This is a genomic window from Mesorhizobium sp. UC74_2 (genome assembly GCF_042701485.1).
GTDB lineage: Bacteria > Pseudomonadota > Alphaproteobacteria > Rhizobiales > Rhizobiaceae > Mesorhizobium.
Map to the genome: position 1 here is coordinate 1,918,994 of NZ_CP170562.1, position 14,091 is coordinate 1,933,084.

At 60.5% G+C, this 14,091-nt stretch carries 17 protein-coding genes and 1 pseudogene; 14 read left to right on the top strand and 4 right to left on the bottom strand.

Annotation, left to right across the window (positions count from 1 at the left end; translation table 11 throughout):
* Positions 1-173: 173 nt before the first annotated feature.
* Positions 174-653: a GNAT family N-acetyltransferase gene (locus ACFJIU_RS09235; protein ID WP_379070284.1), complete on the top strand. Its 480-nt coding sequence runs from the start codon at positions 174-176 to the stop codon at positions 651-653.
* A gap of 24 nt (positions 654-677) precedes the next feature.
* Here the strand turns inward: ACFJIU_RS09235 and ACFJIU_RS09240 are convergent, their stop codons facing one another.
* Positions 678-812 (bottom strand): hypothetical protein, encoded by a 135-nt coding sequence (locus ACFJIU_RS09240; RefSeq protein WP_260854895.1) that lies wholly within the window; start codon positions 810-812, stop codon positions 678-680.
* Between the two features lie 190 nt (positions 813-1,002).
* On the opposite strand from ACFJIU_RS09240, the gene coaD reads away from it, so the two are divergent.
* The 6 genes from coaD (at position 1,003) to ACFJIU_RS09270 (ending at position 4,607) form a co-directional block, all read left to right on the top strand.
* Positions 1,003-1,503, top strand: coding sequence for a pantetheine-phosphate adenylyltransferase (gene coaD, locus ACFJIU_RS09245; RefSeq protein ID WP_379070288.1), 501 nt, complete (start codon positions 1,003-1,005; stop codon positions 1,501-1,503).
* A 32-nt stretch (positions 1,504-1,535) separates the two neighbouring features.
* Positions 1,536-2,123, top strand: a complete 588-nt coding sequence (locus ACFJIU_RS09250) for a peptidylprolyl isomerase (protein WP_379070291.1) — start codon at positions 1,536-1,538, stop codon at positions 2,121-2,123.
* Positions 2,124-2,146: 23 nt separating this feature from the next.
* Positions 2,147-2,662: a peptidylprolyl isomerase gene (locus tag ACFJIU_RS09255; protein WP_129414722.1), complete on the top strand. Its 516-nt coding sequence runs from the start codon at positions 2,147-2,149 to the stop codon at positions 2,660-2,662.
* A 4-nt stretch (positions 2,663-2,666) separates the two neighbouring features.
* Positions 2,667-3,116: a DMT family transporter gene (locus ACFJIU_RS09260; protein ID WP_379070294.1), complete on the top strand. Its 450-nt coding sequence runs from the start codon at positions 2,667-2,669 to the stop codon at positions 3,114-3,116.
* A 63-nt stretch (positions 3,117-3,179) separates the two neighbouring features.
* Entirely contained in the window at positions 3,180-4,250 is a 1,071-nt protein-coding gene (gene queA, locus ACFJIU_RS09265) for a tRNA preQ1(34) S-adenosylmethionine ribosyltransferase-isomerase QueA (RefSeq protein WP_379070297.1), read from the top strand.
* Positions 4,251-4,337: 87 nt separating this feature from the next.
* Positions 4,338-4,607, top strand: coding sequence for a hypothetical protein (locus ACFJIU_RS09270; RefSeq protein ID WP_379070300.1), 270 nt, complete (start codon positions 4,338-4,340; stop codon positions 4,605-4,607).
* Positions 4,608-4,618: 11 nt separating this feature from the next.
* On the opposite strand, the gene ACFJIU_RS09275 is transcribed toward ACFJIU_RS09270, so the two are convergent.
* Positions 4,619-5,017, bottom strand: a complete 399-nt coding sequence (locus tag ACFJIU_RS09275) for a GFA family protein (RefSeq protein ID WP_379073021.1) — start codon at positions 5,015-5,017, stop codon at positions 4,619-4,621.
* 112 nt (positions 5,018-5,129) lie between these two features.
* Here ACFJIU_RS09275 and tgt point away from each other — a divergent pair, with 112 nt between their 5' ends.
* The gene (gene tgt, locus ACFJIU_RS09280; RefSeq protein WP_379070303.1) at positions 5,130-6,260 is read left to right on the top strand and encodes a tRNA guanosine(34) transglycosylase Tgt; all 1,131 of its coding nucleotides are present in this window, start codon (positions 5,130-5,132) and stop codon (positions 6,258-6,260) included.
* 39 nt (positions 6,261-6,299) lie between these two features.
* Here the strand turns inward: tgt and ACFJIU_RS09285 are convergent, their stop codons facing one another.
* Together ACFJIU_RS09285 and ACFJIU_RS09290 are read right to left on the bottom strand one after the other, a co-directional pair.
* A complete protein-coding gene (locus ACFJIU_RS09285) occupies positions 6,300-6,809 on the bottom strand; it encodes a hypothetical protein (protein WP_379073022.1) in 510 nt (169 codons plus the stop codon).
* Between the two features lie 121 nt (positions 6,810-6,930).
* Positions 6,931-8,128, bottom strand: a pseudogene (locus tag ACFJIU_RS09290) (serine hydrolase domain-containing protein).
* A gap of 208 nt (positions 8,129-8,336) precedes the next feature.
* Between ACFJIU_RS09290 and ACFJIU_RS09295 the strand changes: the two are divergent.
* The 6 genes from ACFJIU_RS09295 (at position 8,337) to ACFJIU_RS09320 (ending at position 13,984) form a co-directional block, all read left to right on the top strand.
* The gene (locus tag ACFJIU_RS09295; RefSeq protein WP_054311233.1) at positions 8,337-8,573 is read left to right on the top strand and encodes an Lrp/AsnC family transcriptional regulator; all 237 of its coding nucleotides are present in this window, start codon (positions 8,337-8,339) and stop codon (positions 8,571-8,573) included.
* Positions 8,574-8,741: 168 nt separating this feature from the next.
* Positions 8,742-10,154, top strand: a complete 1,413-nt coding sequence (locus tag ACFJIU_RS09300; protein ID WP_379070307.1) for a circularly permuted type 2 ATP-grasp protein — start codon at positions 8,742-8,744, stop codon at positions 10,152-10,154.
* On the top strand, positions 10,147-10,587 hold the full coding sequence (locus ACFJIU_RS09305; protein WP_379070310.1) for a four helix bundle protein: 441 nt from the start codon (positions 10,147-10,149) through the stop codon (positions 10,585-10,587). The genes ACFJIU_RS09300 and ACFJIU_RS09305 overlap by 8 nt, the downstream gene beginning before the upstream one ends.
* 70 nt (positions 10,588-10,657) lie before the next feature.
* A complete protein-coding gene (locus tag ACFJIU_RS09310) occupies positions 10,658-11,599 on the top strand; it encodes an alpha-E domain-containing protein (RefSeq protein ID WP_379070313.1) in 942 nt (313 codons plus the stop codon).
* 69 nt (positions 11,600-11,668) lie between these two features.
* Entirely contained in the window at positions 11,669-12,466 is a 798-nt protein-coding gene (locus ACFJIU_RS09315) for a transglutaminase domain-containing protein (protein WP_379070316.1), read from the top strand.
* A 105-nt stretch (positions 12,467-12,571) separates the two neighbouring features.
* Positions 12,572-13,984 (top strand): pyridoxal phosphate-dependent decarboxylase family protein, encoded by a 1,413-nt coding sequence (locus ACFJIU_RS09320; RefSeq protein ID WP_379070319.1) that lies wholly within the window; start codon positions 12,572-12,574, stop codon positions 13,982-13,984.
* Positions 13,985-14,091: the final 107 nt, after the last annotated feature.

Below are 14,091 nucleotides of genomic sequence, written 5' to 3' on the forward strand. Positions count from 1 at the left end.
CGCCCTTTCTTTTTGGGTTGGCCGGCGCTGGTCTTCACCCAGGTCCTCGCAGCCTCGCGGGGTATTGGCCTGTCCGCATTCTTGCCCAACCGACTTCGCCCGAGTGGCGCATTGGTCTGTGGTGCATCATGCCTATGGTGTCGGGCAGGTGCCTTACGAAGCGGGAAAAACGAATGGAGCAGACCAAGGCTATTCTGCGCCTGGCAGACCTGTCCGACGTCGTGGCCGTGGCAGCGCTGACCGAACAAGCCTATGCGGCGTATACGCATCTGCTTGGCGCACCGCCGATTCCTGTCACTGAGGATTACAGACCGCGTGTCGAGGCCGGGCAGGTGTGGTTGCTGGAGTTGTCAGGCAAGCTCGCTGGACTGATCGTTCTCGAACGACATATCGACCACATCCTGATTTTTTCCGTCGCGATAGCCCCGGAGTTTCAGGGAAAGAAGCTCGGCATTCGCCTGCTTGACTGGGCTGAAGAAAAAGCGGCCGAAGCTGGGGTCGATCTGGTGAAGCTTTACACCAACGCCCGGATGGAACGAAACATCGCGCTGTACTCAGCCTATGGCTATCGGGAAACCGGCAGGCGGGCCAACCCAAAGCGACCGGGCTGGACTGTCGTGGATATGGAGAAACGTCTCACCAGCCAAGGCTGACAGAGCCAATCTCCAGTCGAATCCCTACCGGCGCTTGCCGAAGCGGTGACGGCGATCGAGGTCGTCGAGGCGCACGCGCTCGGCTTCCTGATGCAGGCCGAAAACGGTCGCGATCAGCATGGCTACGGTCATTGCGGTGGCGAGCATGAGGATCATCATGGCTTAATCTCCTGTTCCCTAAACGAGCAGAAGGTGAATTGGTTTCACCGCGCATGATCATCTGTACGTGAACAGACTTTAACCGTGTGTGATCGCGCCGTTCATCTGCTGTTCATGGTTGATGAAGGGTTCACGCCGCAGTCCGGCCGGCCATTTGCGTTCCGGCCCGGTGCCCGCTAGAAGCAGCATCATGACTGAACGCATCGCTCTCTATGCTGGCTCTTTCGATCCTCTGACCAACGGCCATCTCGATGTGCTGAAGGCCTCGCTTGCGATAGCGGATACGGTTTACGCCGCCATCGGCATCCAGGCGTCGAAGACGCCACTGTTCTCCTTTGAGGAGCGTTCCGAACTGATCGAAAAGGCTGCCGCCGCCGAATTCGGCAGCGAGGCCAAGCGCATTCGTGTCGTCTCCTTCACCGGTCTGGTGATTGACGCGGCCCGCAAGAACGGCGCATCCATCATGATCCGTGGCCTGCGTGACGGCACCGATCTCGACTACGAGATGCAGATGGCCGGCATGAACGAGACGATGGCTCCGGAGTTGCAGACAGTCTTCCTGCCCGCGAGCCCTTCGGTGCGCACGATTACCGCCACATTGGTCCGCCAGATAGCCTCGATGGGCGGCGACATTCGTCCCTTTGTGCCGGTCGCAGTCGCCGGCGCGCTCAAAGCCAAATTCGCGAAATAGGTCCTGACCCTAGATATTTCGGAGATCATCCCATGCAGCTCAAAAAGCTCGCCGCCTTCCTCGTCGTGCTTGCCGGCCTTTTCGGCGGCGCGTCGCAGGCCTTCGCGGCAGACCCTGAAAACACCATGGTCATCACGCTGAAGGACGGCGATGTCGTTGTCGCCCTGCGGCCCGACCTTGCACCCAAGCATGTCGCCCAGATCAAGAAGCTGGTGCGTGAAGGTGCCTATGACAACGTTGCCTTCCACCGTGTCATCGATGGCTTCATGGCCCAGACCGGTGACGTCCAGTACGGCAACATGAAGAAAGGTTTCGACGCCAGCCTCGCCGGCACCGGCGGCTCGAAGGAACCCGATCTGCCCGCCGAATTCTCCAAGGAAAAATATGCGCGCGGCGTTGTCGGTATGGCGCGATCGCAGGATCCGAATTCGGCGAATTCGCAGTTCTTCATCATGTTCGCGCCGGCACCGTCGCTGAACGGCCAGTACACCATCGTCGGCAATGTCGAGAAGGGCATGGAATTCGTCGACAAGATCAAGAAGGGCGATGCCGCCGACAACGGCTCCGTCTCCGATCCGGACCGTATGGTCAAGGTTCGCATTGCCGCTGACAAGAACTGAGTTTTATCAAAAGGATATCCAAAATGGCTGAAATCAAGGATCGCGAAAACGCGCTCATCATGGAAACGACCAAAGGCAAGGTCGTCATCGAATTGTTCCCTGACCTCGCACCCGGTCATGTCGGCCGCATCAAGGAACTGGCGCGTGAGGGCGCTTATGACGGCGTCGTCTTCCATCGTGTCATCGACGGCTTCATGGCCCAGACTGGCGATGTGAAGTTCGGCAAGTCGGGCGGCAAGGATTTCAATCCGTCGCGTGCTGGCATGGGCGGTTCCGACAAGCCGGACCTGAAGGCAGAGTTCTCCAACGTCAATCACGCTCGCGGCACCTGCTCGATGGCACGCGCACAGAACCCGAATTCGGCAAATTCGCAGTTCTTCATCTGCTTCGAGGATGCCGGCTTCCTGAACCGTCAGTATACGGTCTGGGGCCAGGTCATCGAAGGCATGGAAAATGTCGACAAGATCAAGCGCGGCGAGCCGGTGCAGGATCCCGACAAGATCGTGTCGCTGAAAGTCGCGGCGGACGTGAAGGCCTGATCCGATGGCCGGCGCTCTCTGGTCGCTTCTCGGCGTCCTTGCGGGCGCCTTCATCGCCATCCAGGCTCCCATCAATGCCCAGCTCGCTCGCGGGCTGGGTGTGCCCGTTGCCGCGGCCGCGATCTCGTTCCTGGCCGGCGCAATCGTTCTCGGCATCGTTACGTTCTTCACCACGCGCGCGCAGGGCATCGCCATCGACTGGCGCGCGCCGGCACCTTGGCTCTTCGTCGCCGGTGGAGCGCTCGGTGCAGTCTATGTCACGAGTGCCGTGCTTCTTACGCCGAGGATCGGCGCCGCCGCGCTGATGGCGTTCCTTGTTGCGGGTCAGCTTCTGGCCGGCATGCTGGTGGACCGGATCGGCTTCCTCGGCGTCGCCGTCCGTGAAATCTCGATGGGTCGTGTTGTCGGCGCAGCGCTGCTGCTCGTCGGTGCGTTGATGATCCGGCTTTATTGACGGGCAGGCTCCTGGCAACAAGCACGGTGGCGGATCGATCGAGATCGCGCTATTGCCGCTGCCATGAAAGTGGATCTCTTCGATTTTGACCTGCCCGAGGAGCGCATAGCGCTTCGGCCCGCCGAACCGCGCGACACGGCGCGATTTCTGGTCGTGCGACCGGGCGAGGGACTTGCCGACAAGGTTGTGCGCGACCTGCCGTCCCTACTCGATCCCGGCGACGTGCTGGTCTTCAACGATACAAAGGTCATTCCCGCGCAACTGCGCGGCATTCGCTGCCGCGGTGAGGCTGTTGCCCAGGTGGAAGCGACGTTGCACATGCGCACCGGTGCCGACCGCTGGCTCGCCTTCATGCGGCCAGGCAAGCGTGTCGCAGAAGGCGACCGGATCCATTTCGGCCACGATGGCAGTTCCTGTTTCCTCGGCCAACTCGACGCCACGGTGCTCGAAAAACGCGAGGGTGGCGAGGTGTTGCTGAGTTTCGATCTTTCCGGTGCGTTCCTCGATGAGGCTTTGCACGCCGTAGGCCATATCCCGCTGCCGCCTTATATTGCTTCAAAGCGTGACGATGACGCACGTGACCTTGCGGACTACCAGACCATCTATGCTCGGGAAGAGGGGGCGGTGGCGGCGCCGACCGCAGGCCTGCATTTCACACCCGATCTGTTTGCAGCGCTTGACGCCAAAGGTATCGAGCGCCGGTTCGTGACCCTGCATGTCGGAGCCGGCACCTTTCTGCCGGTAAAGGCAGACGACACCGCCGACCACAAGATGCATGCCGAAACGGGTTACGTGTCGGGTCAGGTGGCGGATGCGCTGAACGCCGCCAAGGCGCGTGGTAATCGCATCGTCTGCGTCGGTACGACGTCATTGCGGCTGTTGGAAAGTGCCGCGCGCGAAGATGGCAGGCTTGGCGAATGGTCTGGAGCGACCGACATTTTCATCACGCCTGGTTATCAATTCCGGACCGCCGATGTGCTGATGACCAATTTCCACCTGCCGCGCTCGACGCTGTTCATGCTGGTTTCGGCCTTCGCCGGGCTGGATACGATGCGCGCGGCCTATCGGCATGCCATCGAGAACGGGTATCGCTTCTATTCCTACGGTGACGGCAGCCTGCTGTTCAGGTCATAGCGATCTTCCCAGGTCGGCATTTCGACGCTTTCGACATAAGGTGTTCCTGCGCGGGGAGCGAGGCGCACCTTATGTCGAGGAGGAGAGATGGATCACGATCTCGAAGCCATGAACCGCGACCAGCTTGTCGCCGAGGTGAAGAAGCTACGGCAAGGCATTCGCACGCACCGAGACTCGACTGGTCACGAGCTGTGCTGGCATCATCCGGACCTTTGGGAACTGTTGCCGGAAAGAACCGACCCGGCGATCGCAGTGCCGCCCTGGCCCAAGTTCATGCGCGGCTGTATCCGCTACAGGCAGTCGCTCGAGGAGCAGGCAGCCACGGCGCCGGTCCACGACAAGGAATTCGGCGAATAACAGTCGACAGCTCAGAACCAGTAGTCGACGACATTGCGGCCGTCGCGCGGTAAGTCGGTGTGGGTGGTCAGACCGTCGAAATGGTCGATCGGCAAGGCCGCCACGGTTTCCGGCTCGGCAAGCCGTACGTTGACGGCCATGCGTCTGCGACCGTTCCTGTCCAGTTGCGTGCCGCGCCACCACGCTACGTTGCCGCAGTTGGGGCAGAAATGGAACGTGAGATCGCCATCGCTGTCACTGCGGGCATAGATGCGTGCTTCGCCGGAGACCTCGATTTCCTCACCCTCGTAGCCGTAGATCCACAGCACGCCATAGCGGCGGCAGGCTGTGCAGTTGCAAGCCGTAGCGCCATCCGGAATCCCGTTGAACCGCCAGCGTACGGCACCGCAGTGGCATGCACCTTCGAATATCGGCATAGGATCGCTCCACGGATTGCCGTTTCTCAAGCTAGGCGCGGGGACTGAGCCGGACAAGGGTTCATCCCGGATTGTCTTGCGCCGCAGCGACAGTTAAAGGCAGCGCATGATCGAGAATTTTTCCTTTTCCGTGCTCGCCACGGACGGCAAGGCGCGGCGCGGTGAAATCGCCATGCCGCGCGGCAGGATTCGGACCCCCGCCTTCATGCCGGTCGGTACCGGCGGTACGGTCAAGGCCATGTACATGGACCAGGTGCGTGGTGTCGGTGCAGACATCATCCTGGGCAACACCTATCACCTGATGCTGCGGCCTGGTGCGGAACGGGTGGCGCGGCTGGGTGGGCTGCACGAATTCGCTCGCTGGCCGCATCCGATCCTGACCGATTCCGGCGGCTTCCAGGTGATGTCGCTGTCGAAGCTCAGGAAACTGACCGAGCAGGGCGTCACCTTCCGCTCGCATATCGACGGCTCGGCCTACGAGATGTCGCCGGAACGTTCGATCGAGATCCAGGGCCTGCTCGATTCCGATATCCAGATGCAGCTCGATGAGTGCACGGCACTGCCTGCCGACGCCAGGGAGATCGAGCGTGCGATGGAGCTGTCGCTGCGCTGGGCCGAGCGCTGCAAGACAGCCTTCGGCGATCAGCCTGGCAAGGCGATGTTCGGTATCGTGCAGGGCGGCGACATTGCTCCGCTACGGGTGCGCTCCGCGCAGGCGCTGTCGGCGATGGATCTGAAGGGGTATGCGGTTGGTGGCCTTGCGGTGGGTGAACCGCAGGCGGTGATGCTGGATATGCTCGACATCACTTGTCCGGAGCTGCCGGCCAACAAGCCGCGCTATCTGATGGGAGTCGGCACGCCTGATGACATCGTGAAATCGGTGGCACGCGGCATCGACATGTTCGATTGCGTGATGCCGACGCGGGCAGGGCGTCATGGGCTTGCCTATACCAGACGCGGCAAGATCAACCTGCGCAACGCCCGCCACGCCGACGATCCGCGTCCGCTTGACGAGGAAAGCGACTGCCCGGCGGCCCGAGACTACTCCAGGGCGTATCTTCATCATCTGGTCCGCTCGCAGGAGGCGCTCGGCGCCATGCTGCTCACCTGGAACAACCTGTCCTACTATCAGAAGCTGATGCAGGACATTCGCGACGCGATCGAAACCGGTCAGTTCGAAGCCCGTACCGCTGTAATCTCGGAAGGCTGGGTGAAGGGTGATTTGCCGCCCTGTTGAAGGCGGGGCGGCCAATGACCCTGCGGCAGCCCCCTTTGATCAGTCAAGCTTCGACCAGCCGAAAACCTGCCATTTGTATTTGGACGTTTTTTCCGGCTCTGCCGTATAAGTCATCTGGATATCGCCGCCCTCGGCGTAGATGTCGAGCCGTGGCGCCGTGTCCAGTTTGAGCCAGAGCGAATCGTTCTTGAATGACCAGGTTCCGCACCACACGCAAGGCCCCGACGCAGGATCGCCAGGCTGATGGAAGTTGTAGCTACCGTCTGCCTTGATCTCCAGATAGTCGAAGGCTGAATAGAAGGTGGTTACTGTCTGCTGGAAATCATTCGCAGCCGCTTCATCCTGCTCTGTGGGCGATCCTTTCAAATCTCGCGGCGGCCGGATGGCCGACCCGCTCAGTTTCCACTTGCCGATGAAATCCTTCTTGGTCGGCAGGTATTCGGTCTGAGCCTGGGCTGACGAAACAGGTGCGATCGACTGTGCCGCACCGATCAAGCCGGTCGCAAGCAACAGAGCAGCCGCACACGCAGCCTTGCTTCGGTTTTTCATGACGCACATTTCTTCTCTGGAGTGGCAGGGTTTGTCGGAATTTGGCGAAGCGGCTACCACTGTGCCTGTCGATGCGTCAATCGTTGCACCCTCCCGGACGACGATCCGGGTTCTCCGCCGGCTATAGCGCGTTGGCGATCGCCTGGAATGCATCGATCGTTTCGTATTCCATCGCACCGCCGCTGTTGTTGTAGTCGGCATAGGCCGAGGTCTTGGCAATCACCACCCCGCGCGCCGGGTTCACGTAGATGAACTGACCATAGATGCCGATTGCCGCGAAGTCGCCCTGCGGCTTGCCGGGAAATCCACCATTGGTAGCCGTAGCCGAATGGAATACCGGCGGCGGGGTCCTCACGGCCAGGCATCAGATAGGGTGCGTCCGGCGTCACCGAGGCATGCACCCATTCGGCCGGTACGATCTGCTCGCCCTTCCAGTTACGCCCCTTGTTGAGATAGAGCAGGCCAAAACGGGCGTAGTCACGCAGCACGGCATTCAGGCCGCCGGCCGCCAGCGCTTCCTTCTTCTGATCGACCAGCCAATAGGCATCCGCCTCGGAGCCTAGCCTGGACCAAAGTCTCTCCTTGAAATAGTCGGGCAGGGGTTTGCCGGTTGCCCCCTCCAGTACCATGCCGAGCACCTGGGTATCGGCAGAGACGTAGCGGTTGAACGTGCCTTGCGGCCGCTCGCTCTTGAGACGCGCGGTGAAATCGTTCACCGAACCGGTGAGGATCTGGATGATATAGCGCACGATATCGGAATTGAGATCGCCGTAGTCCTCGTTGAAACCGATGCCGGACGACATCTGCAGGACGTTCTTGACCGTAACGCCCTTATAGCCGCCCGCGGCCAGCAAGGGGGCGTATTTCTCGACGGGATCCTCCAGCCTGATCAGACCGTCGGCGACTGCATTGCCAACGAGGAAGGAAATGGTCGACTTCGAGACCGACATGGCGATCGACTGGGTTCCAGCATTGTTGCCGCGTCGGTATTCCTCGTGGATGATCTTGCCATCCTTGATCACAATGAGGCCGGTGGTCTGTGTCCTTTCGATCCAGTCGGCGAGCTTTCGGGTCTCGCCTGCGGAGGCATAGGTTTCCGGCAGCGCTCTTTCTGCCTTTGGAAGTTCGCTTACCTCCGAACCATGTTCGACCCGAACGGCGGGATAGAGTTTGTAAAGCGAGCGGAAGTTCTCATCGATGACGTTCGGTTTGAACGCGTTCGCGTAAGTGTAGACGGCGTGCAGTTCCTCTATCTTCCGACGAAAGATGAAGCCGCCGACCAGTGCGACGGCAATGAGCAGAAGGAGGGCGCGCAGCATCCAGCGCCAGAAAGTCCGCATTAAGTCCTCCCACCATGCCGGAACTGCATGGGTTCCGATCGAATTGGGATGAAGTTGACGCTACGGCCGTCGGGCCTGTCAATGTGCCGCTGCGGCAAGCGTGGGCCTGCCGTCCCTGTCGGAAACCGGCTTGAATGCACCGGACACGTCTGCCAAAACGGATGCGAAACAGAAGGAAGGCCGGCCCGTGAAGACGTTTTTTGTGCAGTTCAAGTGCGAACTCGGCAAGGCCTATGAGGTGGCTGCCGCGCTTGCCGACGCTGAACTCGCCTCCGAGATCTATTCGACCGCCGGTCACTACGATCTGCTCGCGAAATTCTACATCGACGATGACCAGGACATCGGCCATTTCGTCAATGAGAAGGTGCAGATCATTCCAGGTATCTCCGACACCTTCACGACCGTGACGTTTCGGGCATTTTAGGCTGCGGTAAAGTGCACGCCGAATAAGCACGCATTGCCCAGGAAGCTGTTTTGCCGCCTGCCTATCGTGCAATCTTGACGGCCAGACTGCTGTAACGATGCAAATCGCCGATTGCGCTTGATTTCCTCTCCGACGCCAGTTGAAATGGTGTCAGAGGGGAGTACGCGTTTGGCAGCTTTCGATGAGATGCTTCCGGAAACGACCGGGCTGAGGAGACCATACTCGGCATATGATCGCTGGCTGAAAGAACAAGACCCAGGTCGACTTACCCAGAAGATGGAAGATGCCGAACGTGTCTTCCGGAAAACCGGGATCACCTTCGCCGTTTACGGCGAGCAGGAGGCTTCGGAGCGCCTCATTCCCTTCGACATCGTGCCGCGCATCATCTCGGGCCAGGAATGGCGCCGCCTGGCATTGGGCATCGAACAGCGGGTGCAGGCGCTCAACGCCTTCCTGGACGACATCTATCACCGCCAGGAGATCCTGCGGGCAGGGCGCGTCCCGAAACAGTTGATCGCGGCCAACGAAGCCTTCCTGCCGGAGATGATCGGTGTTCGGCCTCCGGCCGGAGTCTACACGCACATCATCGGCGTCGACATCGTGCGCATCAGCGAAAACGAGTTCTACGTGCTGGAAGACAATGCGCGTACGCCATCAGGTGTCTCGTACATGCTGGAGAACCGCGAGACGATGATGCAGCTCTTTCCGGAGCTGTTCCAGCAGATCAAGGTGCGGCCCGTCGAGAATTATCCGGCGCTGCTCAGGCAATCCCTGGCTGCCGTGAAGCCAAGGGGCGTCGAGGGGACGCCGACCATCGCTGTGTTGACGCCGGGTATCTATAATTCCGCTTATTACGAGCATGCTTTCCTGGCCGACCAGATGGGCGTGCAACTCGTCGAGGGGCAGGATCTGCGTGTCGTCGACGGCCATGTCGCGATGCGCACCACGGAGGGTTACAAGCAGATCGACGTGCTCTATCGCCGTGTCGATGATGCGTTCCTGGATCCGCTGACCTTCCGTCCGGATTCGGCACTTGGCGTGCCCGGCATCATGGACGTCTACCGCGCGGGCAACATCACCATCGCCAATGCGCCGGGCACCGGGATTTCCGATGACAAGGCGATCTATTCCTACATGCCGGAGATCGTCGAGTTCTACACGGGTCGCAAGCCGATCCTGGGTAACATTCCGACCTGGCGCTGTTCCGAGCCGGACAGCCTGAAATACGTGCAGGAACACATCTCGGAACTGGTCATCAAGGAAGTGCACGGATCGGGCGGCTATGGCATGCTGGTTGGCCCGGCGGCAACCAAGAAGGAATGCGAAGAGTTCGCCAAGAAGCTCGCCGCCAAGCCTGCCAACTACATCGCCCAGCCGACGCTGGCGCTCTCCACCTGTCCGATCATGACCGAGAAGGGTCTGGCGCCGCGCCACGTCGATCTCAGGCCCTATGTGCTGGTTTCCGACCGTATCCAGCTGGTTCCGGGTGGCCTGACGCGCGTGGCGCTCAAGGAAGGTTCGCTGGTGGTGAATTCCTCCCAGGGCGGAGGCACGAAGGATACATGGGTGCTGGATGATTAGCGGCAGGTCGGCAGTCGGCAGTCGGCAGTCGGTTGCGGATCATGAGCAGCCGGCCGGCTCTGTAGATCGCAAGATCGGATCGTATCGTGACCTGAGGGTATGGAACCTTGCTATCGAATTGGCCGTGGATTGCTACGAGTGCACCGGAACTTTTCCGCCGTCTGAACTGTACGGACTGACATCGCAGTTGAGGCGCTCTGCTGCCTCGATAGCTGCCAATATTGCCGAAGGATACGACCGAGAAAATACAGGTTCTTACGTGCAATTGCTTCGCGTGGCTCAGGGCTCGCTGAAGGAATTCGAGACACACATCATAATTTCCGCCCGTGTCGGTTTTCTCAATGCTGAAGCAGAGCAGCGCTTCTTAGTGCAAACCGACGATATTGGTCGGATGCTTCGTGCGTTGATCCGCAGCTTACAACGGACAAGTTGATGTCGCTCATCCCGAAATTCTTCCGATCTGCCGACTGCCGACTGCCGACTGCCCCCCGGAGGTCCCGCTAATGCTGCTCGGACGCACCGCCAACGGCCTTTACTGGATGAACCGCTACATCGAGCGGGCGGAGAACATGGCGCGGCTGGTCGATGCCGGTTTGCGCATGGCGCTGACGCGCACCCAGGATGCCTCGGAAGAATGGCATTCGGTGGTGATCAGCGCCGGGTCCGACGTCGCGTTCGCGCAGAAATATTCGGAGTTCACTGCGGCCAACGTCGCCGATTTCCTGCTGCGCGACACATCGAACCCGTCCAGCGTCATGTCGTCGATCGAGACGGCGCGCAACAATGCGCGCATGGTGCGCACCGCGCTGACGCGCGAGACCTGGGAAAGCACCAACGAAGCCTGGATGGCGCTGAAGCGGATGCTGGCCAGGCCGATCGACCAGCGCGACCTGCCGTCAGTGCTCGATGCGGTCAAACGCGAGACGGCCTTGATCCGCGGCTCGCTGTTCGGCACGCAACTCCGCAACGAGATCTTCGATTTCTCGCAGCTCGGCACGTATCTCGAACGCGCAGACAACACCGCCCGCATCCTCGATGTGAAGTACTATGTGCTGTTGCCGTCGATCTCCTGGGTCGGCTCTACCCTCGATAACTACCAGTGGGAATCGATCCTGCGATCGGTGTCGGCACATCGCTCGTATCGCTGGGTCTACGAGGCGGAATACAAGCCGACGAACATCGCCGACTATCTGATCGTCAATGCACGCATGCCGCGTTCGCTGACCTTCTGCTATCGGTTCATCCTTGAGCACCTGAATTTCCTGTGCGGCGACTATGGCGCGCGCCACGCCAGCCATGCGACGGCCGAGCGAATTCATGCGATGCTGAAGGTTGGCTCCATCAAGGACGTCTTCGATGCGGGCCTGCATGAATTCCTCGGCAATTTCATCGCCGAGAACACGCGCCTCGGCGACCAGATCGCCGAAGACTACCGGTTCTACTAGGCGGATTGAGATGAACCCTGCGATTTCGACCCGTCCTGATATCAACGCAAAACGTCGCAGTTGGCCATCATGCGTCTGAAGATCACGCACCGGACCGAATACAGTTACGACACGCCGGTCAGCTACGCGCTGCAACGCGTGCGACTCGTTCCAGGTTCGGGTCCCACGCAGACCGTGCGCTCCTGGGCGCTGAAGATCGAAGGCGCCAGGGAAGAGGTGCACTTCCGAGACCAATTTGCCAACGACACGCGCCTGGTCAGCGTCGAAGGGGCGTCGCACGTCATCGCGATCGAGGCCGTCGGCGAAGTGGAGACGATCGACAAGGCAGGCGTGTATGGACCGCACCAAGGCTTCGCGCCCTTGTGGCTGTTCCTGCGCGAAACACCACTGACGACGGCTGGCGAGGGGATTCGTGGTCTTGTTGCGGGGCTCGGCGAAGGCCCCGAGATCGAACGGCTGCATAGACTGATGGGGCTGGTGCGCGATCGTATCACCTACCTGCCAGGCAGCACCAGCGCCGAAACGGTGGCCGAAGAAGCGCTCAGTCTTGGAACTGGTGTGTGCCAGGACCACAGCCATGTCTTCATCTCGGCGGCGCGGCTTCTTGGTTTATCAGCCCGATACATCAGTGGTTACCTGATGATGGACGGCATTTCGGAGCAGGTGGCGAGCCACGCCTGGGCCGAGGTGCATGTCACCGGATTGGGTTGGGTGTCGTTCGACGCGGCCAACGGCATCTCGCCGGATGAGCGTTATGTCCGGGTGGCGAGCGGACGCGACTATCGCGATGCGATGCCGGTTTCCGGCATTCGTCTGGGCCAGGGCCGCGAGCAACTCGCCGTTTCGATCACTGTCGTGCAACAGTAGTCATCAAGGCGACGGCAAATGCCGCCAACCTGCCTTGCGCGCCAGTGCCTGGCAGCATAATGCACATGTTAATCAATTTCGGGCCGAACTCAGGGAGAAGGCGGTATGGATAGCCAGGAATTCCGCGCGTGGTCACGGCGCGCCGCGGACTGGGGCGCGGATTACCGGGATACCGTGCGGGACAGACCGGTACGGCCGCATGTGGCCCCGGGATCGACCCTGCAGCAGATCGCAGCATCGCCGCCGGAGCAGGCGGAAGCGATGGAAGCGATCTTCGCCGATTTCGAAGCCAAGATCATGCCCGGCATGACGCATTGGCAGCATCCGCGCTTTTTCGCCTATTTTCCGGCAAACGCCGCGCGTGTTTCCGTCATCGCCGAATACCTGGTGACCGCAGTGGCGGCGCAATGCATGCTGTGGCAAACCTCGCCTGCCGCAACCGAACTCGAAACAAAAATGATCGATTGGCTGCGCCAGGGGCTCGGCCTGCCGGAAGGGTTCTCCGGGGTTATCCGGGATTCGGCTTCCTCCGCCACGTTGGCCGCCATACTCACCATGCGCGAACGGGCACTCAACTGGAAAGGCAATAAGGATGGCCTGACCGGACAGAAGCGCTTGCGTATCTACAGTTCCAACCAGGTCCACACGTCGATCGATCGCGCCATCTGGGTCGCTGGCATAGGCGACGAGAACCTCGTCCGTGTCCCGACAACCGGTGTGCTGCGTTCCATGGATGCAGCCGCGCTGGAGGCTGCGATCCTCGCTGACAAGGAGGCGGGATTTCTCCCGGCAGGCATCGTCGCCTGTGTCGGAGGTACCAGCACCGGCGGCACAGACGACATCGCTGCGGTCGTGGAAATCGCCCGCCGCCACGATCTCTACCTGCATGTCGATGCAGCATGGGCGGGCGCCGCGATGATCTGCCCGGAATATCGTCACTTCTGGCGCGGGATCGAAAAGGCCGATTCCATCGTCTTCAATCCGCACAAATGGCTGGGCGCCAGTTTTGACTGTTCAATCCAGTTCGTGCGCGACCCGGAAAGCCATGTGCGCACGCTGGCCATCAAACCCGAATATCTGAAGACACATGGCCATGACGGCGTCGTCAATTATTCCGAGTGGACGGTGACGCTGGGCAGGCGGTTCCGTGCGCTGAAACTGTGGTTCCTGATGCGCGCGCATGGATTGGAAGGCCTGCGTACCATGATCCGCAACCATGTGGGCTGGAGTGCCGCTCTGGCGGAGCGGCTTTCGAAGGAGCCGGATTTCGAACTGGTGACTGCGCCGGTGCTGTCGCTGTTCTCATTCCGCCACCGGGCAGGCGAGGGAGGTGACAGCGACGAACACAATCTGCGGCTGGTCAATGCCATCAACGATGATGGCCGCATCTATCTCACCCAGACACGCGTCGACGATCAGGTCGCGATCCGTTTCCAGGTCGGGCAATTCGAGGCAACGCGAGAGGATGTCGAGGCCGCTTTCGATGTGATTGTCGAGATCGCTCGCGGCCTCTCGTAGCCGAAGAGGATGCGGCGTATACGCTGTCCGCCATAGCTGGCTCTTGCTTTTTTTCCATTTTCGTTTTTGGCTATGAGTAACAAAAAACGAAAATGGGAACTGCCCAA